The organism is Dankookia sp. P2 (assembly GCF_050632255.1).
GTDB lineage: Bacteria > Pseudomonadota > Alphaproteobacteria > Acetobacterales > Acetobacteraceae > Paracraurococcus.
The window spans coordinates 6,254,973-6,280,463 of record NZ_CP192581.1 but is presented as its reverse complement, the minus strand read 5'-3'; the positions used below and the strand labels follow the sequence as shown (position 1 = coordinate 6,280,463).

The following is a 25,491-nucleotide window of genomic DNA, read 5'->3' as shown; positions in this document are numbered from 1 at the left end:
GCATCCGTGTTCCGCGGCCTGTCCCCCGTCAAGGGGGCAAGGCTGGGTTCAGGAAAGACCGCGGCCGACCACCCGTTCGATCTCGGCCCGGACCAGGCGTTCCACCAGCGGCGGCAGGTGGGCGTCCAGCCATTCCTTCAGCAGCGGCCGCAGTTCCTCGCGCACCACGTCCTCGATGCTCGGGCCGCCGCGATGGACCGGGCTGGAGCGGTCGGCGGCGACCGCGCGCAGCAAGGTGCCGACGGAGGCCGCCGCCGCGGCGGCCGCGGCGGCGCCCAGCAGGGCGCGGTCGTCGGCCGGCGGAGCCGCCGCCGCGGCGGCGGGCTCGGGCACCGGCTCCGCCGGGGGCGGCGCGACCGGCAGGGCCACGACCGGGGGCGGGGCGGCCTCGGCCAGTGGCGCGGCGGGGGCCGGGGCGGCGACCAGCATCTCCTCGGTCAGGTCGAGCGGCTCGTCCTCCGCCTCCGCCGCGGGGGCGCGACGGGCTCGCCGCCGGCCGGTGGCGCGGGCGCCGCACCCGCCTCGTCCTCGCTCAGGATGCGGCGGATGGAGGCCAGGATGTCCTCCATGCTCGGATCGGCGGGAGCGCCAGGCGCCGCGCCGGGCGTGGCCGGCCGTTCCTCCGCCATCAGCGCTTCTCCGCGACGTTCGAGTAGTCGCCCAGCCCAACCCAACGGTTGCGCACCGCGTTGTAGTAGGCGCGCATGTCGTAGGGGTCGACGTCGAGGCCCAGGTCCTGCGCCGTCAACCGGCCGATCGCGCCGGCCAGGGAGTAGGACTGCGCCACCACGGTCGCCAGCGCCTGCACCAGGTCGGTCCGGTTGCCCAGCAGCTCCTGCTCCTGGTTCAGCACCTCGAGGGTGGTGCGGCTGCCGACGATGGCCTCCCGCTGCACGCCGTCGAGGGCGATTTCCGAAGCGCGGATCGCCGCCCGCTGCGCCTCGACCTGCGCCTTGGAGCTTTGCAGCTGTTCCCAGGCCTGGGTGGCGGACTGGGTCACGGCGCGGCGCTGGTCGTCGACCGTCTGCCGCGCCTGCTGCGCCTGCTGCCGCGCCTGGCGGACCTGGGAATATTCGGCACCGCCCTGATACAGCGGCACGGTGAGCTGTCCGAGCACCTGCGCGCCGGTGATGCGGGTGTGGTTCGCCGTCGAGTTGTCCGACCGGAAGGCCTGGCCCTGGACCGAGACCTGCGGCAGCAGCTGCGACATCTGGACGTCGATGGCGTCGCGCGCCGCGGCTTCGTCGAACAGCGCGGCGACTACCGTCGGGTTGTTGGTCGCCGCGGCCAGCCCGGCCTCCTGCGCATTGGCCACCGGCGGGCGCAACGGCTGCGGCGCCACCAGCCGCGCCGGCTGGGTACCGACCACGCGCAGGTAGGTCGCCCGGGCGATCTGCAGCTGGCCTTCGGCCTGCGAGCGGAGCGAGCGGGCATTCGCCAGGCGGCTTTCCGCCTGCGCCACGTCGGTGCGGGTGATCTCGCCGACCCGGAAGCGTTCGTTGGTGGCGCGCAGCTGCTCGGTCAGTACCTGCTCGTTGTTCACCCGCAGCCGGACGATCTCCTGGTACAGGATGACGTTGACGAAGGCGTTCACCGTGTCCGACATCACCTGCTGCTCCTGCTGCAGGAGGCGGGCGCGCTGGCCGAGGACCTGGTTCTCGGCCCGGCGGGTGCTCGCCACGGTGCGGCCGCCGCGGAAGATCGGCTGGGTCACGGTGAGCTGGGTGGTGAGAAGCTGGCGCTCGATGCGCGTGGTCCTGCCATAGGCGAAGGTGCCGCCGGTTTCCGGGTCGAAGCCCTGGGCCAGCGTCCGCACCCGTGAATCGAGCGGGCCGCCCGAGGCACTCACGCTGACGCTCGGCCGCCAGCCGGCCAGGGCCTGTGGCACGTTCTCATCCACCGCGCGCAGGTTGGCGCGCGCGCCGAGCAGCGCGGGGTTGCTCGCATAGGCCTGGGCCATCGCCTCGGACAGGGTCTGGGCCGCGGCCTGCGGCGTGCCGAGGAACAGGACTGCCGGCCCCAGGAGCGCGGTGGCCAACGCCAGGGCCGGGCGAGATCGGTGTCATCGTAGCCATGTCCTTCCGTCGCGGCGGGGCCGCCAGTCAGGTCCCAAACTAGCTGAGCGGCGTGGACATGCCATACCGCAATGCACGCGCGGAACAAGGGCGGTCGCGGCCGTCGAAACGCTATGCAATGTGCCGGCACCGCGGGCCCACCCGCCGGCCGGGATGCCGGGGCCAGGACGCCGGCAAATGGGTGAACCCTTCATGACCGCCGCGGGGACTGCTGCCCGGCGGGATACTTCAGAAGACGAAGCCCGGAGCCGGCTGGAAGTCCGGCAGGGCGGCGGTGGCGCAGTCGAAAACCGGGGTCACGCTGACCGCGCCGCCGATCCGGCGCGCCAGCACCGCCACGCCGCCGCGCCGGCCATTGCCGAGCACCGTCGCCAACCGGCCGCCTTCGGCCAGTTGATCGGTGATGGCGGCCGGCATCTCCGGCACCTCGCCCTCGATCAGGATGACGTCGTAGGGCGCGCCGCCAGCGAAGCCCTCGGCAGGTCGCCCGGACTCGAGCCGCACCGCGCCGGCTGGCAGGGTCGCCGCCAGCGCGCGGCCGGCGATCGCCGCCAGGGCCGCGTCGGTTTCGAGGGCCGTGACCCGCGCGCCGCAACGGGCCAGCACCGCGGCGCCGTAGCCGGTGCCGGAGGAGACCACCAGCGCCCGGTCGCCCGGCCGCACCGCGGCGACCTGGGCCAGCCGCGCGATCACCATGGGCGAGACCATGCACCGGCCGCCCGGCAGGGGCACGTCCTCGTCCGAATAGGCGCGCGCCCGGGCGGCGGGGGAAGGAATTCCTCCCGCGGCAGGTCGCGCATCGCGTCGAGCACGCGCGGGTCGGTCACCCGGTTGGGACGGAGCTGTCCGTCCACCATGCGCTTGCGCGCATCCGCATAGTCCATGAAGCCGATACCTTCTCGGGGCCGCGGGTTTATAGGGGTCGCGGGGCGGCCTCGCCAAGCCGGCGTGTTGCGGCGCACGCTTGACCTCCGCCGGCCGCGGCGCCAAAGAGGCGCACGCCCGGGGGCCGATGCCCTCTCAGGCGGTCCGGTGGCCGAGTGGTCAGGCACAGGTCTGCAAAACCTGCTACGGCGGTTCAATTCCGCCCCGGACCTCCAGGAGAGGAAATCGACTTTCGGGGGCTTACAAAGCGCGGCGGTCCTGCTATACGCCCGCTCCCTTGGCTGATCCGGCGTGGCGCAGCGGTAGCGCAGCGGACTGTTAATCCGTTGGTCGTTGGTTCGAATCCAACCGCCGGAGCCATCTTTCCTCCTCATTTCGGCCATGACGGCGCTGCCCTGCGGCAGTGTCTTCCGCCTGCGTGCAGCGGGGGATCGGCATGAGTCGCAGCGACGGGACGATGGGACGGGCGGCCGTGGCGCTGGTCTGCGGCGCGCTCTGCCTCGGCGTCTTCTTCCGCGGCCAGCTTGGCGACGGCTTCACCCTGCTGCTCGGCGACCGGCATGACGGGGTGATCGCGCTCTCGATCCTCGAGCACTGGTACAATGCGCTGCGCGGAATCGAGCCCTGGGACCGCACCGCCTATTTCTTCCCGGTGCCGGCGACGCTCGGCTACAATGACGGCTACCTGCTGTTCGGCCTGCTGCATGCCGCCTTCCGTGCGCTAGGCGCCGATCCCTTCCTGTCGGGCGAGCTGGTGAACCTCGCCACAAGGTCTATCGGATTCGCCGCCACCCTGGCACTCGGCCGGCGGCTTTTCGGGCTTCCTTTCGGCTGGGCGCTGCTCGGCGCGGCGCTCTTCACCATCAGCAACAACCTCTTCATCCGCGGCAGCCACGCGCAGCTTCTTCAGCGTCTCCTTCGTGCCGGCCCTCGCGCTGCTGGCGCATGCCGCCCTGGGGGCGCTGTGGGAAGGGCGGCGCGCCGCCCTGCTCGCCCGGGGCGCCGGGTTCCTAGGCCTGTTCGCCGCCTGCCTGATGACCGGCTTCTACATGGCTTGGTACAGCGCCTTCCTCGGCGGCGCCCTGCTGCTGGCCTGGCTGGCAGTGGCCGGCGGCGCCGCACGCGGCCGGCTGTTCGCCGCGCTGCGGACGCAGGCCTGGCCGCTGGCCGCGCTGCTGGCGCTGGCGGTGCTGGTGAACCTGCCCTTCCTGACGCTGTACCTGCCCAAGGCGGCCGAGACCGGCATGCACCCCTGGGCCGATGTGGTGCGCAACGCACCGGAGCCGCTCGACATGCTCAATGTCGGGCAGGAGAACCTCCTCTGGGGCTGGCTGGTCCGGGCGCTGAACGATGCCTTCCGGCCCGGCTTCCCGGCCTGGAGCGAGCGGATGACAGGGCTGCCGCCGCTGCTGCTGGCCTGCTATGCGGCGGCGCTGGTCTGGCTGGCGCGGAGCCCTGCCCTGCCCCGCGCGTCTCGCCCTGCTGCGGGCCCTGGGGCTTGCGAGCCTGGTGACCTGGCTGCTGACCATTCAGGTGGGCGGCGTCACGGCCTGGTCGCTGGTCTACCAGTATGTGCCGGGGGCCAAGGCGCCGCGGGTGGTGGCGCGCTACCAGCTTTTCCTCACGCCGACGGTCATCCTGCTGGCACTGGCCTTCCTCGCCTCCCGCCGCTGGGGCCGCCTGCCGGTGGCGCTCGTCGCTACCGTCCTGCTGCTGGAACAGCTGAACGGCTATTCGCCGCGCTTCCTCGACCGGCCGCTCGAGCAGGGCCGGCTGGCCGCGGTGCCGCCGCCGCCCGCGGCCTGCCGGGCCTTCTACGTCTCGGCCGCCCGGACGGAAAGTCGCTTCGGCGAGGCGGTGGCCGACCCGTACAACCACAATACCGAGGCGATGATCGTCGCCGCCGTCCGGCATATCCCCACCGTCAACGGCATCTCCACCTTCAACCCGCCGCACTGGCCGGACGGCATCCCGGACGACCCCGGCTACCGCGCCGCGGTCGAGGCCTATGCCAGGGCCTGGGGGGTCACCGGGCTTTGCGCGCTCGACCTGCGGCGGATGGAATGGAGCGGGCCGGAGGACCGGTAGCCGGGCCTCCCTGCCGCCTTTATGGTGCCCGGCTTCGGGCGAGGTGGAATGGCAGGCATGACGACGGCGAGCAGCACGGGCGGCGACTTCCAGGGCAGCGTCTGCCCGCATGACTGCCCCTCGACCTGCGCGCTCGAGATCGAGGTGAAACGCGACGCTGCCGGCACCGGTCGGGGGATCGGCACCGTCCGCGGCGCCGAGGCCAATAGCTACACCGCCGGGGTAATCTGCGCGAAGGTCGCCCGCTATGCCGAGAGGGTGCACCACCCCGACCGCCTGACCCGCCCGCTGCTGCGGACCGGCCCCAAGGGCTCCGGCCAGTTCCGCGAGATCGGCTTCGAGGAGGCGCTGGACCGGGTCGCCGCCGCCTTCGCCGAGCGCACCGCACGGCATGGGTCGGAGACCGTCTGGCCCTACTACTACGCCGGCACCATGGGCCTGGTGCAGCGCGACGGCATCCATCGGCTGCGCCACGCCATGCGCTATTCCGGCCAGCTCAACACCATCTGCACCGCGCTCTGCGAGGCCGGCTGGATCGCCGGTGTCGGCAAGTATGGTGGCCCTGACCCGCGCGAGATGGCGGAGGCCGACCTGATCGTCATGTGGGGTGGCAACCCGGTGGCGACGCAGGTCAACGTGATGACCCATGTCACCCGCGCGCGGAAGGCGCGCGGCGCGAAATTCGTCGTCGTCGACCCCTACCGCACCGGCACCGCCGCGGCGGCCGACATGCACCTGGCGGTGCGGCCGGGCACCGACGGCGCACTGGCCTGCGCGGTGATGCACATCGCCTTCCGCGACGGGTATGCCGACCGCGACTACATGGCGCGGCTGTCCGACGCGCCGGCGGAGCTGGAAGCGCATCTGGCGGCGCGCGGCCCCGACTGGGCCAGCGCCATCACCGGGCTGAGCGTCGCCGAGATCGAGGCCTTCGCCGCGCTCTACGGACGGACCGAGCGGGCCTATATCCGCTGCGGCTACGGCTTTTCCCGCAGCCGCAACGGCGCCGCCTCCCTGCATGCCGTTACCTGCCTGCCGACGGTGACCGGCAAGTGGCGGCATCCCGCCGGCGGCGCCTTCTGGAGCAACCGGGCGATCTATCACTGGGACAAGTCGCTGATCGAGGGGCATGACGTCCGCGACCCGGCGATTCGCATCCTCGACCAGAGCCGCATCGGGGCGGTGCTGACCGGCGACCGGCGCGACCTCGGCGAAGGCCCGCCGGTGACCGCCCTGCTGATCCAGAACACCAACCCCGCCGTCGTGGCACCGGCCAGCGAGAAGGTCCGCCGCGGCTTCCTGCGCGACGACCTCTTCACCTGCGTGCACGAGCAGTTCCTGACCGAGACGGCGAAATACGCCGATGTCGTGCTGCCCGCGACGATGTTCGTCGAGCACGACGACCTCTACCAGGCCGGTGGCCACAGCCACATCCAGCTCGGCCCCAAGCTGGTCGAGCCGCCGGGCGAATGCCGCTCGAACCACGAGGTGCTGCAGGGCCTGGCGCGGCGCCTCGGCGCCCAACATCGCGGCTTCGACCTGACGGCGCGGGAGATCGCCGACTGGACGCTCCGCGCCTCCGGCTGGCCGGGCTGGGACGCGATCGCCGCCGGGCGCTGGCTGGATGTGCAGCCGGGCTTCGTCGAGTCGCATTTCATCAGCGGCTTCGGCCATAAGGACGGCAAATCCCACTTCGCCCCGGACTGGACGGCCATTGGCCCGGACCACGCGGTGATGCCGAAGCTGCCGGACCACATGGCGGCGATCGACGCGGCCGATGACGACCACCCCTTCCGCATGGTGACCGCGCCGGCGCGGCAGTTCCTCAACACCACCTTCACCGAGACGCCGGGGTCGCGGAAGCGGGAGATCCGACCGAAGGTGATGCTGCATCCGCGCGATGCCGAGCGGCTTGGCATCGAAGACGGCGGCCGGGTACGGCTCGGCAATGCGCGCGGCGAGGTGGTGCTGACGGCCAAGCTGGCCGAGGGCCAGCAGGAAGGCGTCGTCATCGTCGAGAGCGTCTGGCCGAATGCCGACTTCGAGGGCGGCATGGGCATCAACCTGCTGGTCAGCGACGACCCCGGCCCGCCGAAGGGCGGCGCGGTCTTCCATGACACGGCGGTCTGGGTTCGGCCGGCGGTGGCGGCGGTGGAGGGCTTGGCGGCGGAGTAGGCAAGGCCAGGGGAGAAGGTATTCTCCCCCGGCCCCCTCATCTATGTCTGGGAGTCGGCCGCCACCGCGCGGCGGGTGCCAGACCCATAAAAAGCAAAGGTGGGGCTTGGGGAGGAAATGCTTTTTCCTCCCCGATCTTCCTACCCCAGCCGCGCCGCGCCCGCCGCTGCCAGGTGCGCCAGCCGCCCGCCGCTGAACACCGCCACCACCGCGGGCCCGGCCGGGTCGACCACCACCACATCGCCCCGCAGCCCAGGCCGCAGCGCGCCACGATCCTCGAGCCCCGCCGCCGCGGCCGGGTTGGCCGAGACCAGCGCCCAGGCCGCCGCCAGGTCCATCCGGCCCCGCCTGGCCATGGCGAAGGGCGCCTCCAGCAGCGCCGGCCAGTGATAGTCGCTGGCCAGCACCGTCACCAGGCCGCGCTCCGCCAGCGGCGCGGCGCTGGCCCAGCCGAGATGGCTGCCGCCCCGCACCACGTTGGGCGCGCCCATCACCACCGCCTCGCCATGCGCCCGGGCATCGGCGGCGACCGCCTCGGCCATCGGGAATTCGCAGATGCGGGCGCCATGGCCGCGGTAATGCGCGCGGTCCTCCAGCGTCGCGTCGTCATGGCTCAGCATGGGCAGGCCCGCCGCCCGTGCCGCCGCCGCCAGCCGCTCGCGCGCTGCCGGCACCTCGCCCCGGCGCGCCGCGACGCGCTCGGCCAGCGCGCGGAACTCAGGGGCGCCATGCCGGCGCGGCCGGCATACTTGGCCACCTCCTTCTCGCTGCCGAGCTTCCGGAGGATGGACGGCGTGTGGTCGTTGAAGCCGAGCAGATGCACCCGACCCGCGGCAATGCCGGCCAGCGCGTCCTCCAATGCATCGAGGTTGTCGGCCTCGAACCGCAGGTGGACCCGCAGGTCGAGCGAGAGGCCCGGCCGCGCCGCCTCCAGCGCCGCCATCAGCAGCCGCCAGGTCTCGAGCGAGCGCAGCCCGGGCTCCCAGGACAAGGTCACGCCGAGATAGGCCGTGGTGATGCCGCAGCCCAGCAACTGGGTCGCCGTGTCGCGCAGCGCGAGGTCGACCGGGAAGCCGATGCCCGGCCGCGGCTGCAGGCTGCGCTCATGCGCGTCGCCGTGGATGTCGACCAACCCGGGTAGCACCAGCAGGCCCCGCGCATCCAGCACGCGCGCGCCGGGCGCGGCCTCGGCGATGCGGCCCTCGGCCAGCGCGAGATCCGCCGGGCGCAGCGCCCCGTCCAGCAGCGTGGTGCCGCCGGCAATCCGCCAGCCCTGTTCTTCCATCGTCAGCTTTCCACCAGGATCTGCATGCGGCCCGCGGCATAGCAGGCGATGCTCAATTCGACCGGCTCGCCGGAATTGTCCACGTTGACCGCTTCGGTCACCAGCACCGGCCGGGTGCGGGACTGCTCCAGCACGGTCGCCTCCTCCGCGGTCGGCATGCGGGCGGTGATCCGGGTCGACAGCCGCCGGTAGTCGGCGACGCCCAGGGTCGCCAGCGCATGGGTGACGGAGGGATTCTCGGCCAGCAGCCGGGCGATGCCGGGGAAGCGTGCGGCGGAGAAGTAGTGCGCGCCGAGCACCACCGGCCGCCCGTCGACCAGGCCGAGCCGCTCGGCGATCACCACGGGCCGGTTGCGCCGCAGCTTCAGCGCCTCCGCCACCTGTCCATCGGCGTCGATCTCCTCCAGCCGCAGGATGCGCCCCTGCGGCTCGCGGTTCTGCCGGCGTATGGTCTCGGAAAAGCGGGTGCGCGGGCCGAGCGGATAGTCCAGCACGTCCTCGGCGACGAAGCTGCCGCGCCCCTGCTCGATCCGCACGAGGCCGCGCACCTGCAACTCCTCCATCGCCCGGCGGACGGTGTGGCGATTGACGGCGAAGCGGGCGGAAAGCTCGGCTTCGGTCGGCAGCCGCGTGCCGGGCGTCAGGCCACCGGTACCGATCTGCGCCTCCAGCGCGCCGACGATCTGCCGCCAGAGCGCGACGCCCTGGCCGCGCGCGAGCGGTGCGGCGCCGGCCGGGGCCTCCGCGCCTGTCATGGAAGTTTCAAGCATGGGCGCAGCCTGCCATGGCACATGGCTGCTGGATATCTGGCTGGACATCTACTTGTCTAGACCTTTATAGACGAATTCATGAGCCTGGCAGCCGAACCGCCGAACCCCGCCCCGACCGCGATCGCCGCACGGCGCCGCTGGATGGGCATCCTGGCACGGGCGAGCCGTGCCGAGCTCGACGCCCTGCTGGAATCCGCCCCGCCCCTGCCGCCGCATCGCCGGCTGCGCGGGCCGGAGACCGGGCTGGTCATGGCCCGCGGCCGCCAGGGCGGCGACGGCGCGCCCTTCAACCTCGGCGAGGTCACGGTGACCCGCTGCAGCGTCAGGCTTGAGGACGGCACGGTCGGCCATGCCTATGCCGCCGGCCGGGATGCCAGGCAGGCGGAGCTCGCCGCCCTGATCGACGCGGCGCTGCAGGATCCCGGACGCCAAGCCGCGTTGCTGGCCACGATGATCGAGCCGCTGGCCGCGGTCCAGGCCGCCCGGGCCGCGCAGGACGCCGCCAAGGCCGCGGCCACGCGGGTGCAGTTCTTCACCATGGCGACCATGCGATGACCGCCACCCTGTCCGCCGGCTTCGCCGATCCGGTGCTGGACGCCCAAGCCTGCTTCCGCGCCGTGCTGGACGCCATGTCCCGCCCCGGCCGGGTGCACCGCCTGCCCGGACTGCCGGAGCTACCGGCGCCGCTGGGGCGGGCGGCAGCGGCGGTCCTGCTGACGCTGGCGGATGCGGACACCCCGGTCTGGCTGGACGCGGGTGTGGCGGCCGGAGCCTGGCTGCGCTTCCATGCCGGTGCCCCGATCGTCGCCACCCCCGCGGAGGCCGCCTTCCTGCTGGCAAGCGGCCCGCCGCCTGCGCTGCGCGACCTTGCCCAGGGCACCGAGGAGGAGCCGCACCGCTCCGCCACGCTGATCATCCAGGTCGCGGGGCTGGAGGAAGGCGCCGGCTGGCGTTTGACCGGGCCGGGCATCGAGCGGGCACACCATCTGCGCGCGACCGGCCTGCCCGAGGGATTCACCGCCGAATGGCAGGCCAACCGCGCGCGCTTCCCCTGCGGCGTGGACCTCATCCTCTGCGCCGGCGACCGGCTTGCCGCCTTGCCCCGCACCACCGCCCTGGAGATCGGCTGATGGCCTATGTCGCGGTCAAGGGGGCGAGGCGGCGATCGACGCCGCGCATGCCTGGCTGGCCGAGGAACGCCGCGGCGATCCCGCCCTGCCGGAGCTGACGGTCGAGCAGATCGGTGAGCAGCTCGGCCTGGCGGTGGACCGGGTGATGGCGGAGGGCGCCTGCTACGACCGCGGCCTCGCCGCGCTCGCCATCAAGCAGGCGCGCGGCGACCTGATCGAGGCCGCCTTTCTGCTGCGCGCCTACCGCACCACCCTGCCCCGCTTCGCCGCGAGCGAGCCGCTGGACACCGGGGCGATGCGCATCCGGCGCCGGATCAGCGCCACCTACAAGGACCTGCCGGGCGGCCAGTTGCTTGGCCCGACCTTCGACTATACCCACCGGCTGCTGGACTTCGCGCTGGCCGCCGCCGGCGAGCCGCCGCGTCCCGCGCCGCAGGCTGCGGCCGAGACGGCGACGATGCCGCGGGTCACCGGCATCCTCGCGCAGGAAGGGCTGATGCAGGCCGAGGCGGGGTCCGACGCCCCGCCGCCCGACCTGACGCGCGAGCCGCTCGCCTTCCCGGCCGAACGCCCGCTGCGGCTGCAGGCTCTGGCCCGTGGCGACGAGGGCTTCCTGCTGGCGCTCGGCTATTCCACCCAGCGCGGCTACGGCAACGCGCATCCCTTCGTCGGCGAAATTCGCATGGGCGAGGTCGCGGTCGAGATCACCCCGCCCGAGCTCGGCTTCGCCATCGAGATCGGCGACCTCACCGTCACGGAATGCCAGATGGTCAACCAGTTCGCCGGATCGAAGACCGAGCCGCCGCAATCCACGCGCGGCTACGGGCTGGTCTTCGGCCATGCCGAGCGGAAGGCGATGGCGATGGCGCTGGTCGATCGCGCGCTGCGCGGCGCCGAGCTTGGCGAGGATGCCGACTCACCCGCGCAGAGCCAGGAATTCGTGCTGTACCACTGCGACAACGTGGAGGCGACCGGCTTCGTCGAGCACCTGAAGCTGCCACACTACGTCGACTTCCAGTCGGAGCTGGAGAAGATCCGCCAACTGCGCGCGACGGCGCTGCGGGAGGCCGCGGAATGACGGCCGCCGCGGGTTACAACTTCGGCTACCTCGACGAGAACACCAAGCGGATGATCCGCCGCGCCCTGCTGAAGGCGGTGGCGATCCCCGGCCACCAGGTACCCTTCGGCAGCCGCGAGATGCCGCTGCCCTATGGCTGGGGCACCGGCGGAATCCAGGTGACGGCGGCCGTGATCGGCCCGTCCGACACGCTGAAGGTCATCGACCAGGGTGCCGACGACACCACCAACGCCGTCTCCATCCGCCGCTTCTTCGCCCGCGTCGCGGGGTCGCCACCACGGAGCGGACCGAGGCGGCGACCATCATCCAGACTCGCCACCGCATCCCCGAGACGCCGCTGCGCGAGGGCCAGGTGCTGGTCTACCAGGTGCCGATGCCGGAGCCGCTGTTCCGCCTGGAGCCGCGCGTGGCGGAGACGAAGCGGATGCACGCGCTGGCCGATTACAGCCTGATGCATGTGAAGCTGTATGAGGACATCGCCCGGCACGGCCATATCGCGACCTCCTACAACTACCCGGTCATGGTCAACGACCGCTACCTGATGTCGCCCTCCCCCATCCCCGCCTTCGACAATCCGAAGCTGCACCGCATGCCGGCGTTGCAGCTCTTCGGCGCCGGGCGCGAGAAGCGGATCTATGCCGTGCCGCCCTATACCGCGGTCCGCAGCCTCGACTTCGAGGACCATCCCTTCGAGCCGATCCGCGCCGATGCCACCTGCGAACTCTGCGGCAGCCGCACCAGCTACCTGGACGAGGTGGTGACCGACGATGCGGGCGGCCGGATGTTCGTCTGCTCCGACACCGACTATTGCACAACCCGCCAGGGCGCGCGGGAGGCCGCGGAATGAGCGCGCCGCTGCTCGAGGCCAGAGGCCTCTCGCTGCGCTACGGCCCGGTCGCGGCGCTCGACGGCGTCGCGCTCTCGATCTGGCCTGGCGAGGTGGTCGCCATCGTCGGCAGAATCCGGCTCCGGCAAGACCACGCTGCTGCGCGTCCTGTCCGGACTGCTGCGGCCGGATGCGGGCGAAGTGCTCTATCGCGACCCGGCCGGCGCCATCCATGCAATCGAGTCCATGCCGGAAGCGGCGATGCGCCGGCTGCACCGCACCGACTGGGGCTTCGTCCATCAGAGATCCGCGCGATGGGCTGCGCCTTGGCGTCTCCGCCGGCGGCAATATCGGCGAGCGACTGATGGCGACCGGCGCCCGCCACTACGGCGCGATCCGCGCCGAGGCGGTCGAGTGGCTGCAGCGGGTCGAGATCGACCCGGCCCGGATCGACGGCTTGCCCCGCACCTTCTCCGGCGGGATGCAGCAACGGCTGCAGATCGCCCGCACCCTGGTGACGCATCCCCGCCTCGTCTTCATGGATGAGCCGACCGGCGGGCTCGACGTCTCGGTCCAGGCCCGGCTGCTCGACCTGATCCGGGCGCTCGTCGCCGATCTCGGCCTCGCCGTGCTGCTGGTGACGCACGACATCGCGGCCGCGCGGCTGCTGGCGCACCGCATGCTGGTGATGCGCCAGGGCCGGGTGGTGGAGGAAGGCCTGACCGACCGGGTGCTGGACGACCCGCAGCACGAATACACCCAGTTGCTGGTCGCCTCGGTGCTGGCGGCATGAGCTGGGCGCTGCGGACCGAAGGCCTCGGCAAGGGCTTCACCCTCCATCTCCAGGGCGGCACGCACATCCCGGTGCTGCGCGGGGTCGAACTGGAAGTCCAGCCGGGCGAATGCGTCGCGCTGGCCGGGGCCTCGGGGGCCGGGAAGTCCACGCTGATGCGCTGCCTCTACGGCAATTACGGCGCCGGCGAGGGGCGCATCCTGCTCCGCCACCGGGACACGGTAATGGACCTCGCCGCCGCAGACCCGCGGCTGGTGCGGGAGGTCCGGTGCGACACGCTCGGCTACGTCTCGCAGTTCCTGCGGGTGATCCCGCGCGTGCCGACCCTCGACATCGTCGCCGAGCCGCTCGCCGCGCGCGGCCTGCCGCGGGAGGCGGCCCGCGCCCGCGCCGCCGCGCTGCTCGCCCGGCTGAACCTGCCGACCCGGCTGCATGGCTTGCCGCCGGCCACCTTCTCGGGCGGCGAGCAGCAGCGGGTGAACCTCGCGCGCGGCTTCGCGCCGCACTATCCGGTGCTGTTGCTGGACGAGCCCACCGCCAGCCTTGACGCGGGCAACCGCGCCGTGGTCATCGGGCTGATCGAGGAGGCCAAGCGCGCCGGCGCCGCCATCATCGGCATCTTCCATGACACCGAGGTCCGCGACCGGGTCGCCGACCGGCTGTTCGAGGTCACCCCCATGATGTCAGATACCGCGGCCGCGGGGCTGCGGCATGAAGGAAACCATCCTCACCAACGCCCGTCTGGTCCTGCCGGCGGAGGTGATCGCGGGCACCATCCTCCTCCGCGGCGACCGGATCGCCGAGGTCCAGCCCGGCCGCAGCCATCTCAGCGCCGCCGAGGACCTCGAGGGCGACCACCTGATCCCGGGCGTGGTCGACGTGCATACCGACAACCTGGAACGCCAGGTGCTGCCGCGCGCCAATGCCCGCTGGCCGAGCCGGTCCGCCATGCTGGCACATGACGCCCAATGCGCCGCGGCCGGCGTGACCACGGTGCTGGACGCGCTCTGCCTTGGCGATCTCGGCTTCGATGCCGGGCGCGGCCAGACCTTCCTCGACGGCGTGCGCGACCTCGATGCGCTGGGGGATACCGGGCTGCTGAAGGCGGAGCATTTCCTCCACCTCCGCTGCGAGCTGCCGGCGCAGGACATGCCGCAGGCGCTCGACCCGGTCGCCGACCATCCGCGGGTGCTGATGGCCAGCCTGATGGACCATTCGCCGGGCGTCGGCCAGTACCGCGACATCGCCCGCTACCGCGCCATGCGGCAGCGGCAGATGCAGCTCTCGGAGGCCGAGGTGACCACGCGGATCGAGGCGCTGCTGGAGCAGCGCGCCCGGCTGCGGGAGCCGCAGCGGCGCTGGCTGCTGCGCCGCCTCGCGCATCGCGACCTGCCGCTCGCCTCGCATGACGACGACAGCGCCGAGGCCGTGGCGCAGAATGCCGAGGACGGCATCCGCATCAGCGAATTCCCCGTCGTCATGGAAGCCGCGACCGAGGCGAAGCGGATCGGTGTCGGGGTGATCGCAGGCGCGCCCAATATCGTCCGCGGCGGCAGCCATTCCGGCAATGTCTCGGCGGCCGCGATGATCCGCGCCGGCACGGTGGACGCCCTGGCCAGCGACTATGTCCCGGCCGCGCTGGTCGAGGCCGCCTGGCGATCCGTGACCGAGACCGGGATCAGCCTGCCGGCGGCGGTCGCCATGCTGACCGATGCCCCGGCGCGGATGGTGCGGCTGGCCGATCGCGGCCGGCTGGAGGACGGGCTGCGCGCCGACCTCGCCCGGGTCGCTGCCATCGGCGACCTGCCCTTCGTCCGCCAGGTCTGGCGTGCCGGGGAGCGCGTCGCGTGATCGGCGCGCCGCGGCCGGAGGCCCGGCTGGCGCTCTACTGGGCGCCCGATTTGGATGACCCCTTGCATGCGCTCGGCTCGGCCTGGCTGGGCCGGGATGCCGAGACCGGCGCGCCGCTGCCGCAGCCGAAGCTGCCCGGGCTCGATATCGCCGAGCTCACCGCCGACCCGCGCGGCTACGGCCTGCACGCGACGCTGAAGCCGCCCTTCCGCCTCGCCCTGTCCTGGGCGGAAGCGGTCGCGGCGGCCGCGGCGCTGGCGGCGCGGCTGGCGCCCTTCGACCTGCCGCCGCTGGCGGTGCAGGACCTGCAGGGCTTCCTCGCGCTGCGCGAATCGGCGCCCTGCCCCGGCTTGCGCGACCTGGCCGATGCCTGCGTCGAGGCGCTCGACCCCTGCCGCGCCCCGCCCGCCGAGGCCGAGCTCGCGCGGCGGCGCAGGTCCGGGCTCAGCCCGCGGCAGGAGGCGCTGCTGGACCGCTGGGGCTACCCCTATGTCTTCGAGGAATGGCGCTTCCACGTCACCCTGACCCGGCGGCTGACGCCGGCCGAGAAGGCCGTGGTGCTGCCGGCGGTCACCGATTTCCTCGGCGATGCCCCGGCCCGGCCTCGCCGGGTCACGGCGATCTGCCTCTTCACCCAGGCGGCGGCCGGCGCCCCTTCCTGATCGCCGAGCGCCTGCCGCTGGGCGGTTGACCAGCGGGCCCGGGGCTGCGCCAATCCCGCCCGGAAGCGTCCCGCGGAGCCTGCCCCATGTTCACCACCCGCCCCGAGATCGCCGGCACCTTCGGGGCCGTCGCCACCACCCATTGGATCGCCTCCCAGGTCGGGATGTCGGTGCTGGAGCGCGGCGGCAACGCCTTCGACGCCGCGGCGGCGGCCGGCTTCACCCTGCAGATCGTCGAGCCGCACCTGAACGGCCCGGGCGGCGACTGCCCGATCATCCTGCACAGCGCCGCGCTCGGCACCCAGCAGGTGATCTGCGGCCAGGGGCCGGCGCCGAAGGCCATGACGGTCGGGAAGATGCAGTCGCTCGGGCTGGATATCGTGCCCGGCACCGGCTTCCTCTGCGCGCCGATCCCCGGCGCCTTCGATGCCTGGGCGCTGATACTGCGCGACCACGGCACCTGGAAGCTCCGCGACGTGCTCGAATACGCCATCGGCTATGCCGCGCGCGGCGCGCATGTGGTGCCGCGGGTCTCGGCGACGCTCGAGACGGTGCGGCCGCTGTTCGAGAGCGCCTGGCCGAGCAGCGCCGCGCTCTGGCTCCGCGCTGGCGGGCCGAAGCCGGGCGAGCTCTACACCAACCCGGAACTCGCCGAGACCTATGCCCGGGTGGTGCGGGAGGCCGAGGCGGCCGGCCCCGACCGCGTCGCGCAGATCGATGCGGCGCGGAATGCCTGGTATGGCGGCTTCGTCGCCGAGGCGATCGACTCCTTCGGCCGCAGCTTCGAGGCGCTCGACACCTCCGGCCGCCGCCACACCGCGCTGCTGACGGGCGACGACATGGCCGGCTGGCGCGCGGGCGTGGAGACGCCGCTGACGCACGACTATCGCGGCCACACCGTGCTGAAATGCGGCCCCTGGAGCCAAGGGCCGGCCATGCTGCAGACGCTCGCCCTGCTGGAAGGCTTCGACATCGGCGCCATGGACCCGGTCGGCGCCGAGTTCGTCCATACGGTGGTGGAGGCGATGAAGCTCTCCTACGCCGACCGCGAGGCCTATTACGGCGATCCCAACTTCACCGACGTGCCGATGGGGGCGCTGCTGTCCGACGCCTACACGGCCGAGCGCCGCAGACTGATCAGCGCGACCGCGAACAACGACTGGCGCCCGGGCTCGCCCGAGGGGCGGACACCGCGCACCGACTACCCGGCGGCCCTGCGCCGCGCCCGCGACATGGCGGCGGCGGCCGGCACGGGGAGCCGACGGTGTCGCGGCTCGGGGCCTCGGGCGGCGATACCTGCCATATCGACGTGATCGACCGTTGGGAGCAATTTCGTCAGCGCGACGCCCTCGGCCGGCTGGCTGCAGAGCTCGCCGGCGATCCCCGGACTCGGCTTCTGCCTGGGGTCGCGCTGCCAGATGTTCTGGCTGGACGAGTCGCTACCGAACGGCCTTCAGCCCGGCAAGCGGCCCCGCACCACGCTCTCGCCCAGCATGGTGCTGCGCGACGGCAAGCCCTGGATGAGCTTCGGCACCCCGGGCGGCGAGCAGCAGGACCAGTGGCAGCCGATCATGCTGATGCGGATGGTCGACCACCGCTTCAACATCCAGCAGGCGATCGACCTGCCGAGCTTCCATTCCGAGCACTGGATCAGCAGCTTCTGGCCGCGCGGCGCCCGCCCCGGCAAGGTGGTGATCGAGGGCCGCTTCGCGCCGGAGGTGCTCGCTGACCTGACCACGCGCGGCCATGCGGCGGAGATGGGCGGCGAGTGGTCGGAGGGCCGGCTGACCGGCGCGCGGCTGGAAACCGATGGGCAGATCTTCGCCGGGGCCAATCCCCGCGGCATGCAGGGCTACGCGGTCGGCAGGTAGGTTGGGGAGGGAAAAGTATTCCCTCCCCAAGCCCCACCCTTCCTTTTGTGGGTCTGGCTGCCGCCACGCGGAAGGTGCCGACTCATAGAAATAGATGAGGGGTCCGGGGAGAATACCTTCTCCCCGGCCCTCTCCCCTCTCAGACCGGCAGCGCTGCCGCGCTGGGCCGCCGTGCCGCCAGCAGCCCCCGCATCTCCTCGAGCCGCCCGGCGCCGAGATAGGCCTTCAGCAGCGTCGCCTCCACCAGGTCGACCTGCGCCCGGCTGCCGCCGACCCGCTCGCGCTCCGGCAGCACCGGCAGGATGGCCTCGATCGCCACGTCGAAATCCTGCCGCACCATGGCGGCGAAGGCGCGGCCCAGCGCCGTGATCGCCGGGCCGGCGGGATAGCGGCCGGCAGCGGTCATCGCCGCCATGGCCTCCGCCCGCGCCGCCAGTCCCTCGCCGTCGCCGAGCACCGCCTGGGTCAGCGCCACGTGCCAGTCGGCCAGCGGCATCCCCGGCCGCGGCGCAACCTTCAGGGCGAAGTCGTGCAGGGCGCGCCAGCGATCGGGGTCGCGCGGATGCCCGGCGAGCTCGGCCCGCCAGAGGAAGGCGGCGCCATCCGTCAGCTTGAGCCGGGCCGGGGCGTGGTATTCCTCCGCCGCGAAGGCCTCGGCATAGAGCCGGAAGCCTTCCTCGACGTTGCCGGCCTGCAGCTCGCTGAGGGCGAGGTGCCAGTGCAGGTGGCCGTGCAGCCGCCCGGCCCTGGGATAGCCGGGCAGCCAGCCGCGCAGGAAGGCGACGGCGCCGGCATGGTCGCCGGTCTCGTAATGCAGGTGGCCGATGCTGTGGGCGATGTAGCCGTTGCGCGGATTGGCGGCGTAGGAGGCCTCGAGGATCCGTCGCGCCCGCGCCGCCTCCCCCACCTCGGACAGCGCCATCCCGTGATGCGCGCCGAACCACCAGTCCTCGCCGTAATGCGGCGCCAGGCGGTCGAGCAGTTCGGCCAGGTCCTGCTCCCGCCTCGCCAGGCCGGAGAGGCCGATCAGCCCGGTCTGGTTGGCCGTGGTGCTCAGCACCAGCGCGTCGCAGGGCCATTCCGCCAGATGCGCCCGCACCGCTGCGAGCGCCGCCTGCGGCTCGCCCTCCAGCATCAGCCGGAAGACGCGTGCCTGGCCGGCGGCGCGCGGCGCCAAAGCGGTGGTGGCCGCGGCGTCGAGCGCGGCACGGGTGCCGGCGGAGTCCTCGGCCATCTGGAAGGCGCGGGCACGGGCCACGCGGGCCAGGCCGAAGCCGGGATCGGCGGCGATGGCGGCGTCGAACAGTGCCTCGGCGCCGGGATACATGCTGAGCAGCCGTTCGGCGCCGGCGACATAGGCATCCCGCGCGGCAGCGGAGGCGGTGTCGAGGGCAAGGCCGTAGCGGTCGGTCAGCATGTGGCGTCTACCCCCTTGCATATCGGGGAGGAAAGGTACCGGGCGCGGCAGCGAAGCCGGCAAGGCAGTTGCCCTGTTCTTAGGATAATATTCTTGATCCGTGACCTCGCCTCTGATAGGCTGCCTCGCCGCACCAGGGGATGACCGCCATGCCCAGCATTGCCGCCAGGACCGACCGACGGCCCCATCGCCGCGTCGCGGGCCCCGAGCCTTTGTCCGAAGGGCGGGATGCCGGTGGCGCGGCCGGGCTTTGTCCGAAACCCGCGTCCGGGAGGCCGGGACGGGACATTTGTCCGAAACCCGCACGCGGCCCCTGCAAGGGCCGCGGCGGGCTGAATCGCGCCGGCTAGGCCTTCGCCGCCTGCTCCCGTAGCTGGGCGATGGTGCTGCGGTTGGTCACCTGCTCGGGGTTCGTCCGCACTTCGATCACCGCCGGCTTGCCGCTGGCCATCGCCCGCCTGAAGGCCGGCACCAGCTGGTCGGTCGCCTCGACGATCTCGCCATGCCCGCCGAAGCTCTCGATGAACTTGGCGAAGTCGGGATTGGTCAGCGCCGTTGCCGAGACCCGGGCGGGGTAGTGCTTCTCCTGGTGCATGCGGATCGTGCCGTACATGCCGTTGTTGAAGACCAGGACGATCGGGTTGACCTTGTGGTGGAAGGCGGTGGCGATCTCCTGCCCGGTCATCAGGAAGCCGCCGTCGCCGACGAAAGACACCACGGTGCGCTCCGGGAAGACGATCTTGGCGCCGATCGCCGCCGGCACCGAATAGCCCATGGCGCCGTTGGTCGGGCCGAGGAAATCTTGGCCCTCGCTCACATGCATGAAGCGCTGCGGCCAGGTGGCGAAGTTGCCGGCATCGGTGGTGAAGATGGTGTCGGGCGGCAGGACCTTCTCCAGCTCCTGCAGCGCCACGGCCAGGTTCAGCGGGCCCTCATAGGCCTGCGGCTTCGCCTGCGCCTCGCGCGCCGCACGGAGCTGGGCGCGCCAGCCGGACCAGGCCGGCTTCGCCACCGGCGCGCTGGCCTTCGCCGCCGCGGCGAAGGCGTTCAGGTCGGCGGTTATGCCGAGCGCCGGGCGGTAGACGCGGCCGATCTCGGCCTGGTCGGGGTAGACATGGATGATCGGCTTGGCCCCGGCCATGTCGAACAGGGTGTAGCCCTGGCTTACCGTCTCGCCGATCCGGGTGCCGATGGCGATGAAGAGGTCGGCCTCCCGCGCGCTCTTCACCAGCGCCGCATCGGCGCCGACGCCAAGGTCGCCGACGTAGTTCGGGTGGGTGCCGTCGAACAGCCCCATCCGGCGGAAGGAGACTGCGACCGGCAGGTCGTTGGCGACGAGGAATTCCTTGATGTCCGCGCGGCCCTGCTTCGACCAGCCGGCGCCGCCGCCGAGCACGACCAGCGGCCGCTCGGCCTTGGCCAGCATGCCCATCATGCGGCTGACGGCATCCGGCGCCGGGTGCGGCGGCAGCACCTCGGCCGGGGCCAGGTCCGGCACCGTCGCCATGTGCTTCTGCATCTCCTCGGAGATCGCCACCACCACCGGGCCGGGCCGGCCGGAGGTCGCCACGTCGAAGGCATGCGCCATCAGCTCGGGGATGCGCGCGGCGTCGTCGATCTGCGTCACCCATTTGGCAAGCGGCGCGAACATCTTGCGGTAGTCCACCTCCTGGAAGGACTCCCGGTCGGTCTCCTCGAAGGGGATCTGGCCGATGATGAGGACCAGCGGCGTGCTGTCCTGGAAGGCGACATGCACGCCGATCGCGGCGTGGCAGGCGCCAGGGCCACGGGTGACGAGCGCGACGCCCGGCTTGCCCGTCAGCTTGCCATAGGCCTCGGCCATGTGGACGGCACCGGCCTCGAAGCGGCAGGTCACCAGCTCGATCCGGTTGCGCTGGGCATAGAGGCCGTCGAGCAGGTCGAGATAGCTCTCGCCCGGCACGCAGAAGGCATGGGTCACGCCCTGCGCCACCAGCGCATCGGCCAGGATATGCCCGCCGAGCCGCGCCTCGCGCCCCGCTGCCTGCGTCATTCGCGTCTTCCTCGTGTTGTCGTTGTCGATCGCGGCGGACCATACAAGCGGCCCGCCGGGCCGTCACCCGCGCCGAGGGCGCCGCTCTCGGTCCCGGCATAGATCTGCCTGAGTTCCCGCTTGAGCAGCTTGCCCGCGGTGTTCTTCGGCAGGGCCTCGGCCAGGATGATGCGCTTCGGCACCTTGTAGGCGGCGAGGTTGGCGCGCGCATGCGCCAGCAAGCGCGGCCTCGACATCCGCCGGCGGGTCGCCGCGGAGGACGACGACGGCCGCCACCGCCTCGATCCATTTCGGGTCGGGCACCGCGATCACCGCGACCTCGGCGACGGCCGGGTGGGTGAACAGCGCCTCCTCCACCTCACGGCTCGCCACCAGCACGCCGCCGGTATTGATCAGGTCCTTGGTGCGGTCGACGATCGCAAGATACCCTCCGCGTCGATCGTCGCCACGTCGCCGCTGTGGAACCAGCCGCCCTCGAAGGCGCGCGCCGTCTCCTCCGGCATGTCCCAGTAGCCGAGCAGCAGCTGCGGCGAGCGGTGCACCACCTCGCCGCGCTCGCCGGGCGCCACGTCGCGCATCTCGGCATCCACCACGCGCGTCTCGACATTCAGCACGGCGCGGCCGACCGAGCCGGGGCGCGCCTCGTCGCTCCTCCGGCCGCAGCACGGTGGCGAGCGGGGCGATCTCGCTCTGGCCGTAGCAATTGAAGGGCCGCGCCTCGGGCAGCCGGGCGCGCAGCTTCTGCAGCACGGGGACCGGCATAATGGAGGCACCGTAGTAGATGTTGCGCAGGCTGGAGAGGTCGCGCCGGGCGAAGTCGGGGTGCTGCAGCAGGCTGATCCAGAGCGTCGGCGGGGCGAAGAAGCTGGTGATCCGTTCGGCCTCGATCAGCTCGAGTACCAGCGCGGGGTTCGGCGCCTCGATGAGGATGGTGAAGGCGCCGTTGAGCATCTGCGGCATGGTGAAGCAGTGCATCTGCGCGGTGTGGTACAGCGGCAGGGCGGCCAGCGCGCAGTCGTCGCGGCGCATCTCAAGCTCGACCGTCACGCTCGCATATTCGGCCAGGATGGCGCGATGCGTCATCATCGCGCCCTTGGGCTGGCCGGTGGTGCCGGAGGTGTATTGCAGCTGGACGAGGTCGGTGTCCGCGACGCCTTCGCTCACCTCCGGATCGCCCGGCTGGCCCCAGCGCGGGTCCATGGCGGCGGCGAGGATGTCGTGCCGCCCCTCCCCGGCATCGAGGGTGCCGCGCAGCAGCGCCCCGCCGGCGGCATCCGCCACCGGCCGCAGCGCCGGCTGGACGAAGACCGCGGCGGCGCCGCATTGCCGCAGGATGTAGTCGAGCTCCGGCGTTGTCAGGGCGAAATTGGCGGGGACATGCACCAGCCCGGCCCGGGCGCAGCCGAGCCAGAGCAGCAGGAAACCGTCCGGATTCTTGCCGAAGGCGACGACGCGGTCGCCCGGCGCCAGGCCGCTGTCGAGCAGCATGCGGGCGACCCGGTCGGCAGCCAGATCGAGCGCGGCGAAGCTCCAGGACCGGTCGCCGAAGCGCAGCGCCGGGCGGTCGCGGAAACGGGCGCCTGCCCGCCGGACCGCGTCGCCGATGGTATTGCGCCGTGCCCGCGCGCCGATCTCAGCCATGGATGCCTCCCCGTTTTCCGGCATCCTATCCGGCGGGACGGCTGGCGGACATCACCCCGTTGCGGGGACCTTCACGCAGCGGGCCATCCGGCCGGGCAGCGGGCGGCGCGGCGCCGGGCCGATCTCGACCGAGCAGGCCGGCTCGGCCTCGGCGCAGCGCGGCTGGAAGGGGCAGGTGGTGGGCGCGACCTCGAGGCTCGGCGGCGCGCCGGGGATGGTGGTGAGCCGCTTGCCGCGCATGCCGGGATGCACGGTGGCGCCCAGCAGCCCGCGCGGATAGGGGTGCAGCGGGCCGCGCATCAGCGCCGCGACCGGACCTTCCTCGACCACCTTGCCGGCATACATGACGGCGACGCGGTCGGCGATCTCCCCGGCGACGCCGAGGTCGTGGGTGACGAAGATCACCCCCATGCCCATCTGCTCCTGCAGCCGGCGCAGCAGCAGCAGGACCTGGATCTGCACGGTGGCGTCGAGCGCCGTGGTCGGCTCGTCCGCCAGCAGCAGCTTCGGCTTGCAGGCCAGCGCCACCGCGATCATGGCGCGCTGGCGCAGGCCGCCCGAGAGCTCGTGCGGATAGGCCGCGAGGCGGCGCTTGGCAGAGGGGATCTGCACCAGCTCGAGCAGCTCCAGCGCCCGGGTATCCGCGGCGGAGCGGGAGATGCCCTCGTGCCGCTGCACCGTCTCGGCGATCTGCCGGCCGATGGTGAAGACCGGGTCGAGCGCGGTCATCGGCTCCTGGAAGATCATCGCCACGTCGCCGCCGCGGAAATCCTGCAGCTGGCCCTCGCTCATGGCTATGACGTCGCGGCCGCCGACCTCGATGCTGCCGGTGACCTGGGCGAAGCGCGGCAGCAGCCGCATCAGCGCCCGCATGGTCACCGACTTGCCCGAGCCGGATTCGCCGAGGATGCAGAGCACCTCGCCGGCGGCGAGATCGAGGTCGACTCCGTTGACCGCGTTGACGGTGCGATCGCGGGTGACGAAGCGGACGCCGACGTCGCGCATCTTCACCAGCGGCACAGAGGTGCTGGCGGTCGCCGCGCGCTCCATGACCTCGCTCATGCCGCCAGCCTCCCCGCCTTGCTGTGGCCGCTGCCGGGCGCCGCCATGTGGCAGGCGGCCAGGTGTCCCTCGCCCAGGTCGGCGGCGATCGGCTTGCGGTCGGCGCAGATGGCCTCGGCATGCGGACAGCGGGTGCGGAAGCGGCAGCCGGAAGGCGGGTTGATCGGGTTCGGCGGGTCGCCGGTCAGCGGCGGCTCCATCCGCCGCTTGCCTCGGGTCCATCGCCGGCCGGCTGGCCAGCAGGGCCTGGGTGTAGGGATGCGCCGGGCGGTCGTAGATGGCATCCACCGGCCCCATCTCGGCCACCTCGCCGAGGTACATCACCAGCACCCGGTCGGATATGTACTGCACCACGTTCAGGTCGTGGCTGATGAAGAGGTAGGTGAGGCCGAACTTCTCCTTCAGGTCCACCAGCAGGTTCAGCACCTGCGCCTCGACGAGACTTGTCGAGGGCGGCGAGACCGGCTTCGTCCAGCAGCACCAGGCGCGGCTGCAGTGCGAGCGCGCGGGCAATGTTCACCCGCTGGCGCTGCCCGCCCGAAAGCTCATGCGGATAGCGGCGGGCGAAGGTGGCCGGGGACAGGCCGACCGCGGCCAGCATCTCGCGCGCCCGGGCGCGGGCCTCGGCGTCGGAGACACCATGCACCTTGGGGGCAAAGGCGATGCTGTCCTCGATCGGGAGGCGCGGGTTGAGCGAGGCATAGCTGTCCTGGAAGACCATCTGCACCTGGCGGCGGTACTCCTTCAGCGACATGCCGCCGGTCTGGGCATGCTCGCCGACGCCCTCGCCGTCGAAGACCAGTGTGCCGGCATCCGGCGCCATCAGCCGCATCAGCAACCGGGCGGTGGTGGACTTGCCGCAGCCGCTCTCGCCGACGATTCCCAGCGTCTCGCCCTTGCGGACGGCGAAGGAGACGCCGTCCACCGCGCGTACGGTGGCGACGGTGGCGCCGAAGATGCCGCCTTTGATGGGGAAGTGCTTCTTCAAGTCCTGGACGAGCAGCAGGGGCTGGGCCGGGCCGCCGCGATCCTCATAGGTGGTCTGGGCGATGCTCATGCCCTGCCTTTCAGCAAGGCCCATGCCATAGCCGAAGCGGAGTCGGGCCGCCCGGCGCCGCCGCCCTGCCCGCTTGCTGGGCAGCGCCCCTTCCCCGCCGCCCGCCCGCGCGCCATCTTCCGGGCTGGATGGATTTGGGGGCTGCGATGCGGGCGATCTTCGTCATGATCAAATGCGACATGGGCCAGGCCTATCGCGTGGCACGCGAAATGGCCGACGGCATCCCCGAGTTGTCGGAGATGCACTCCACCTCCGGCCAGTACGACCTGATGGGGAAATTCTACCTGGAGCCGGACCAGGATATCGGCCTCTTCGTGGTGGAGACGCTGCAGACCGTGCCGGGGGTGAAGGACACCTACACCATCCAGACCTTCAACGCCTTCTCCGGCGCCAAGGGCTAGCGCCCCGGTTTCGCCACGGACGCCGCGCTTCCGCCGCGGCGCCACCATGGGCGCGCCTCGCGCCGCCGGCATGCTGGGGATCACAGGAGGTTCCCAGCCATGTCTTCCCGCCTGCTCACCGCCGCCGGCCTCTCCGCCGCCCTGCTGCTGGGCGGCTGCCAGAATCCGAACGGCACGACCGACTGGGGCAGCACGCTGCTGCTCGGCGCCGGCATCGGCACCGCCGCGGCGCTGATCGCCGGCGCGGCTTCGGACCACCACCAGCCGCGCCGCTACGCCGGGAGCTATGGCGGCGGCCGCCCCGGCTATGCGCTGCCCTACGGCAGCGGCTACAGTGGCGCCGGATACGGCAGCGCCGGCTATGGCCGCGGCTATGGCCGCGGCTGGTAGCC

The 25,491-nt window shown here is 72.3% G+C and carries 25 protein-coding genes, 2 tRNA genes and 7 pseudogenes; 17 read left to right on the top strand and 17 right to left on the bottom strand.

Annotated elements, in window-relative coordinates:
- Positions 1 to 48: 48 nt before the first annotated feature.
- From ACQ86J_RS37420 to ACQ86J_RS37400, 5 genes are all read right to left on the bottom strand, one after another.
- Positions 49 to 429 (bottom strand): DUF2497 domain-containing protein, encoded by a 381-nt coding sequence (locus ACQ86J_RS37420; RefSeq protein ID WP_431269457.1) that lies wholly within the window; start codon positions 427 to 429, stop codon positions 49 to 51.
- 8 nt (positions 430 to 437) lie between these two features.
- Complete coding sequence (locus ACQ86J_RS37415; RefSeq protein WP_431269456.1) at positions 438 to 629, bottom strand: hypothetical protein; 192 nt, start codon at positions 627 to 629, stop codon at positions 438 to 440.
- On the bottom strand, positions 629 to 2,038 hold the full coding sequence (locus ACQ86J_RS37410; protein ID WP_431269455.1) for a TolC family outer membrane protein: 1,410 nt from the start codon (positions 2,036 to 2,038) through the stop codon (positions 629 to 631). The genes ACQ86J_RS37415 and ACQ86J_RS37410 overlap by 1 nt, the downstream gene beginning before the upstream one ends.
- A 265-nt stretch (positions 2,039 to 2,303) precedes the next feature.
- The gene (locus tag ACQ86J_RS37405) at positions 2,304 to 2,783 is read right to left on the bottom strand and encodes a protein-L-isoaspartate O-methyltransferase family protein (RefSeq protein WP_431269454.1); all 480 of its coding nucleotides are present in this window, start codon (positions 2,781 to 2,783) and stop codon (positions 2,304 to 2,306) included.
- Positions 2,765 to 2,959, bottom strand: a complete 195-nt coding sequence (locus tag ACQ86J_RS37400; protein ID WP_431269453.1) for a hypothetical protein — start codon at positions 2,957 to 2,959, stop codon at positions 2,765 to 2,767. The genes ACQ86J_RS37405 and ACQ86J_RS37400 overlap by 19 nt, the downstream gene beginning before the upstream one ends.
- 142 nt (positions 2,960 to 3,101) lie before the next feature.
- On the opposite strand from ACQ86J_RS37400, the gene ACQ86J_RS37395 reads away from it, so the two are divergent.
- The 5 genes from ACQ86J_RS37395 to ACQ86J_RS37375 all read left to right on the top strand — a co-directional run bounded on the left by ACQ86J_RS37395 (position 3,102) and on the right by ACQ86J_RS37375 (position 7,223).
- Positions 3,102 to 3,175: transfer RNA gene (locus ACQ86J_RS37395), tRNA-Cys, on the top strand.
- A 70-nt stretch (positions 3,176 to 3,245) separates the two neighbouring features.
- A tRNA-Asn gene (locus tag ACQ86J_RS37390) sits at positions 3,246 to 3,320 on the top strand.
- Positions 3,321 to 3,396: 76 nt separating this feature from the next.
- On the top strand, positions 3,397 to 4,473 hold the full coding sequence (locus ACQ86J_RS37385; protein WP_431269452.1) for a hypothetical protein: 1,077 nt from the start codon (positions 3,397 to 3,399) through the stop codon (positions 4,471 to 4,473).
- Positions 4,470 to 5,048: a hypothetical protein gene (locus ACQ86J_RS37380; protein ID WP_431269451.1), complete on the top strand. Its 579-nt coding sequence runs from the start codon at positions 4,470 to 4,472 to the stop codon at positions 5,046 to 5,048. The genes ACQ86J_RS37385 and ACQ86J_RS37380 overlap by 4 nt, the downstream gene beginning before the upstream one ends.
- A gap of 57 nt (positions 5,049 to 5,105) precedes the next feature.
- A complete protein-coding gene (locus ACQ86J_RS37375) occupies positions 5,106 to 7,223 on the top strand; it encodes a molybdopterin-containing oxidoreductase family protein (RefSeq protein WP_431269450.1) in 2,118 nt (705 codons plus the stop codon).
- A 140-nt stretch (positions 7,224 to 7,363) separates the two neighbouring features.
- Here the strand turns inward: ACQ86J_RS37375 and ACQ86J_RS37370 are convergent, their stop codons facing one another.
- From ACQ86J_RS37370 to phnF, 3 genes are read right to left on the bottom strand one after another with little or no spacing between them, the layout of a single operon-like run.
- A complete protein-coding gene (locus ACQ86J_RS37370; RefSeq protein WP_431269449.1) occupies positions 7,364 to 7,843 on the bottom strand; it encodes a hypothetical protein in 480 nt (159 codons plus the stop codon).
- On the bottom strand, positions 7,837 to 8,508 hold the full coding sequence (locus ACQ86J_RS37365) for a hypothetical protein (protein WP_431269448.1): 672 nt from the start codon (positions 8,506 to 8,508) through the stop codon (positions 7,837 to 7,839). Before ACQ86J_RS37365 ends, ACQ86J_RS37370 begins: the two co-directional genes overlap by 7 nt.
- Before the next feature lie 2 nt (positions 8,509 to 8,510).
- A complete protein-coding gene (gene phnF / locus ACQ86J_RS37360; RefSeq protein ID WP_431269447.1) occupies positions 8,511 to 9,278 on the bottom strand; it encodes a phosphonate metabolism transcriptional regulator PhnF in 768 nt (255 codons plus the stop codon).
- A gap of 78 nt (positions 9,279 to 9,356) precedes the next feature.
- Here phnF and phnG point away from each other — a divergent pair, with 78 nt between their 5' ends.
- From phnG to ACQ86J_RS37310, 10 genes and pseudogenes are all read left to right on the top strand, one after another.
- Positions 9,357 to 9,833 (top strand): phosphonate C-P lyase system protein PhnG, encoded by a 477-nt coding sequence (gene phnG / locus ACQ86J_RS37355; protein ID WP_431269446.1) that lies wholly within the window; start codon positions 9,357 to 9,359, stop codon positions 9,831 to 9,833.
- Positions 9,830 to 10,408, top strand: coding sequence for a phosphonate C-P lyase system protein PhnH (phnH, locus tag ACQ86J_RS37350; protein ID WP_431269445.1), 579 nt, complete (start codon positions 9,830 to 9,832; stop codon positions 10,406 to 10,408). Before phnG ends, phnH begins: the two co-directional genes overlap by 4 nt.
- Positions 10,368 to 11,486 carry a carbon-phosphorus lyase complex subunit PhnI gene (locus ACQ86J_RS37345; RefSeq protein WP_431269444.1) on the top strand — a complete coding sequence of 373 codons (1,119 nt, stop codon included), beginning with the start codon at positions 10,368 to 10,370 and terminating at the stop codon, positions 11,484 to 11,486. The genes phnH and ACQ86J_RS37345 overlap by 41 nt, the downstream gene beginning before the upstream one ends.
- A pseudogene (locus ACQ86J_RS37340) lies at positions 11,483 to 12,333 on the top strand (alpha-D-ribose 1-methylphosphonate 5-phosphate C-P-lyase PhnJ). Before ACQ86J_RS37345 ends, ACQ86J_RS37340 begins: the two are co-directional and overlap by 4 nt.
- Positions 12,334 to 12,417: 84 nt before the next feature.
- A pseudogene (locus ACQ86J_RS37335) lies at positions 12,418 to 12,558 on the top strand (ATP-binding cassette domain-containing protein); the annotation flags it as partial.
- Positions 12,559 to 12,676: 118 nt separating this feature from the next.
- Positions 12,677 to 13,105: an ATP-binding cassette domain-containing protein gene (locus ACQ86J_RS37330; RefSeq protein ID WP_431269443.1), complete on the top strand. Its 429-nt coding sequence runs from the start codon at positions 12,677 to 12,679 to the stop codon at positions 13,103 to 13,105.
- Positions 13,102 to 13,719, top strand: a pseudogene (gene phnL / locus ACQ86J_RS37325) (phosphonate C-P lyase system protein PhnL); the annotation flags it as partial. The gene ACQ86J_RS37330 and the pseudogene phnL, both read left to right, overlap by 4 nt.
- A gap of 97 nt (positions 13,720 to 13,816) precedes the next feature.
- Positions 13,817 to 14,956 (top strand): alpha-D-ribose 1-methylphosphonate 5-triphosphate diphosphatase, encoded by a 1,140-nt coding sequence (locus ACQ86J_RS37320; RefSeq protein WP_431269442.1) that lies wholly within the window; start codon positions 13,817 to 13,819, stop codon positions 14,954 to 14,956.
- Positions 14,953 to 15,618 (top strand): DUF1045 domain-containing protein, encoded by a 666-nt coding sequence (locus ACQ86J_RS37315; protein ID WP_431269441.1) that lies wholly within the window; start codon positions 14,953 to 14,955, stop codon positions 15,616 to 15,618. The genes ACQ86J_RS37320 and ACQ86J_RS37315 overlap by 4 nt, the downstream gene beginning before the upstream one ends.
- Positions 15,619 to 15,704: 86 nt before the next feature.
- Positions 15,705 to 17,489 (top strand): annotated as a pseudogene (locus ACQ86J_RS37310) (gamma-glutamyltransferase family protein).
- Between the two features lie 139 nt (positions 17,490 to 17,628).
- Here the strand turns inward: ACQ86J_RS37310 and ACQ86J_RS37305 are convergent.
- From ACQ86J_RS37305 to ACQ86J_RS37265, 9 genes and pseudogenes are all read right to left on the bottom strand, one after another.
- On the bottom strand, positions 17,629 to 18,906 hold the full coding sequence (locus tag ACQ86J_RS37305; RefSeq protein WP_431269440.1) for a hypothetical protein: 1,278 nt from the start codon (positions 18,904 to 18,906) through the stop codon (positions 17,629 to 17,631).
- 346 nt (positions 18,907 to 19,252) lie between these two features.
- The gene (locus ACQ86J_RS37300) at positions 19,253 to 20,938 is read right to left on the bottom strand and encodes a thiamine pyrophosphate-dependent enzyme (RefSeq protein WP_431269439.1); all 1,686 of its coding nucleotides are present in this window, start codon (positions 20,936 to 20,938) and stop codon (positions 19,253 to 19,255) included.
- Positions 20,939 to 21,001: 63 nt separating this feature from the next.
- Entirely contained in the window at positions 21,002 to 21,241 is a 240-nt protein-coding gene (locus tag ACQ86J_RS37295) for a hypothetical protein (protein WP_431272679.1), read from the bottom strand.
- A gap of 89 nt (positions 21,242 to 21,330) precedes the next feature.
- A complete protein-coding gene (locus ACQ86J_RS37290; RefSeq protein ID WP_431272678.1) occupies positions 21,331 to 21,531 on the bottom strand; it encodes a hypothetical protein in 201 nt (66 codons plus the stop codon).
- 124 nt (positions 21,532 to 21,655) lie between these two features.
- Positions 21,656 to 22,579: pseudogene (locus tag ACQ86J_RS37285) on the bottom strand (AMP-binding protein); the annotation flags it as partial.
- A gap of 51 nt (positions 22,580 to 22,630) precedes the next feature.
- Positions 22,631 to 23,641 carry an ABC transporter ATP-binding protein gene (locus ACQ86J_RS37280; RefSeq protein WP_431272677.1) on the bottom strand — a complete coding sequence of 337 codons (1,011 nt, stop codon included), beginning with the start codon at positions 23,639 to 23,641 and terminating at the stop codon, positions 22,631 to 22,633.
- A complete protein-coding gene (locus ACQ86J_RS37275) occupies positions 23,638 to 23,841 on the bottom strand; it encodes an oligopeptide/dipeptide ABC transporter ATP-binding protein (RefSeq protein WP_431272676.1) in 204 nt (67 codons plus the stop codon). The genes ACQ86J_RS37280 and ACQ86J_RS37275 overlap by 4 nt, the downstream gene beginning before the upstream one ends.
- A gap of 49 nt (positions 23,842 to 23,890) precedes the next feature.
- A pseudogene (locus ACQ86J_RS37270) lies at positions 23,891 to 23,938 on the bottom strand (hypothetical protein); the annotation flags it as partial.
- A 226-nt stretch (positions 23,939 to 24,164) separates the two neighbouring features.
- Positions 24,165 to 24,698: pseudogene (locus tag ACQ86J_RS37265) on the bottom strand (ATP-binding cassette domain-containing protein); the annotation flags it as partial.
- A 146-nt stretch (positions 24,699 to 24,844) separates the two neighbouring features.
- On the opposite strand from ACQ86J_RS37265, the gene ACQ86J_RS37260 reads away from it, so the two are divergent.
- Together ACQ86J_RS37260 and ACQ86J_RS37255 are read left to right on the top strand one after the other, a co-directional pair.
- Positions 24,845 to 25,099 (top strand): Lrp/AsnC ligand binding domain-containing protein, encoded by a 255-nt coding sequence (locus tag ACQ86J_RS37260; protein ID WP_431269438.1) that lies wholly within the window; start codon positions 24,845 to 24,847, stop codon positions 25,097 to 25,099.
- A 99-nt stretch (positions 25,100 to 25,198) separates the two neighbouring features.
- A complete protein-coding gene (locus ACQ86J_RS37255; RefSeq protein ID WP_431269437.1) occupies positions 25,199 to 25,489 on the top strand; it encodes a hypothetical protein in 291 nt (96 codons plus the stop codon).
- Positions 25,490 to 25,491 lie beyond the last annotated feature (2 nt).

Coding starts and splice junctions, on each gene's coding strand:
- ACQ86J_RS37300 (WP_431269439.1), bottom strand. CDS start 20,938: ATGACGCAGGCAGCGGGGCGCGAGGCGCGGCTCGGCGGGCATATCCTG.
- ACQ86J_RS37280 (WP_431272677.1), bottom strand. CDS start 23,641: ATGAGCGAGGTCATGGAGCGCGCGGCGACCGCCAGCACCTCTGTGCCG.
- ACQ86J_RS37305 (WP_431269440.1), bottom strand. CDS start 18,906: ATGCTGACCGACCGCTACGGCCTTGCCCTCGACACCGCCTCCGCTGCC.
- ACQ86J_RS37255 (WP_431269437.1), top strand. CDS start 25,199: ATGTCTTCCCGCCTGCTCACCGCCGCCGGCCTCTCCGCCGCCCTGCTG.
- ACQ86J_RS37365 (WP_431269448.1), bottom strand. CDS start 8,508: ATGGAAGAACAGGGCTGGCGGATTGCCGGCGGCACCACGCTGCTGGAC.
- ACQ86J_RS37385 (WP_431269452.1), top strand. CDS start 3,397: ATGAGTCGCAGCGACGGGACGATGGGACGGGCGGCCGTGGCGCTGGTC.
- ACQ86J_RS37415 (WP_431269456.1), bottom strand. CDS start 629: ATGGCGGAGGAACGGCCGGCCACGCCCGGCGCGGCGCCTGGCGCTCCC.
- ACQ86J_RS37375 (WP_431269450.1), top strand. CDS start 5,106: ATGACGACGGCGAGCAGCACGGGCGGCGACTTCCAGGGCAGCGTCTGC.
- ACQ86J_RS37275 (WP_431272676.1), bottom strand. CDS start 23,841: ATGGAGCCGCCGCTGACCGGCGACCCGCCGAACCCGATCAACCCGCCT.
- ACQ86J_RS37420 (WP_431269457.1), bottom strand. CDS start 429: ATGCTGGTCGCCGCCCCGGCCCCCGCCGCGCCACTGGCCGAGGCCGCC.
- ACQ86J_RS37260 (WP_431269438.1), top strand. CDS start 24,845: ATGCGGGCGATCTTCGTCATGATCAAATGCGACATGGGCCAGGCCTAT.
- ACQ86J_RS37330 (WP_431269443.1), top strand. CDS start 12,677: ATGGCGACCGGCGCCCGCCACTACGGCGCGATCCGCGCCGAGGCGGTC.
- ACQ86J_RS37320 (WP_431269442.1), top strand. CDS start 13,817: ATGAAGGAAACCATCCTCACCAACGCCCGTCTGGTCCTGCCGGCGGAG.
- phnH (WP_431269445.1), top strand. CDS start 9,830: ATGACCGCCACCCTGTCCGCCGGCTTCGCCGATCCGGTGCTGGACGCC.
- phnG (WP_431269446.1), top strand. CDS start 9,357: ATGAGCCTGGCAGCCGAACCGCCGAACCCCGCCCCGACCGCGATCGCC.
- ACQ86J_RS37400 (WP_431269453.1), bottom strand. CDS start 2,959: ATGGACTATGCGGATGCGCGCAAGCGCATGGTGGACGGACAGCTCCGT.
- phnF (WP_431269447.1), bottom strand. CDS start 9,278: ATGCTTGAAACTTCCATGACAGGCGCGGAGGCCCCGGCCGGCGCCGCA.
- ACQ86J_RS37370 (WP_431269449.1), bottom strand. CDS start 7,843: ATGCTGAGCCATGACGACGCGACGCTGGAGGACCGCGCGCATTACCGC.
- ACQ86J_RS37405 (WP_431269454.1), bottom strand. CDS start 2,783: ATGGTCTCGCCCATGGTGATCGCGCGGCTGGCCCAGGTCGCCGCGGTG.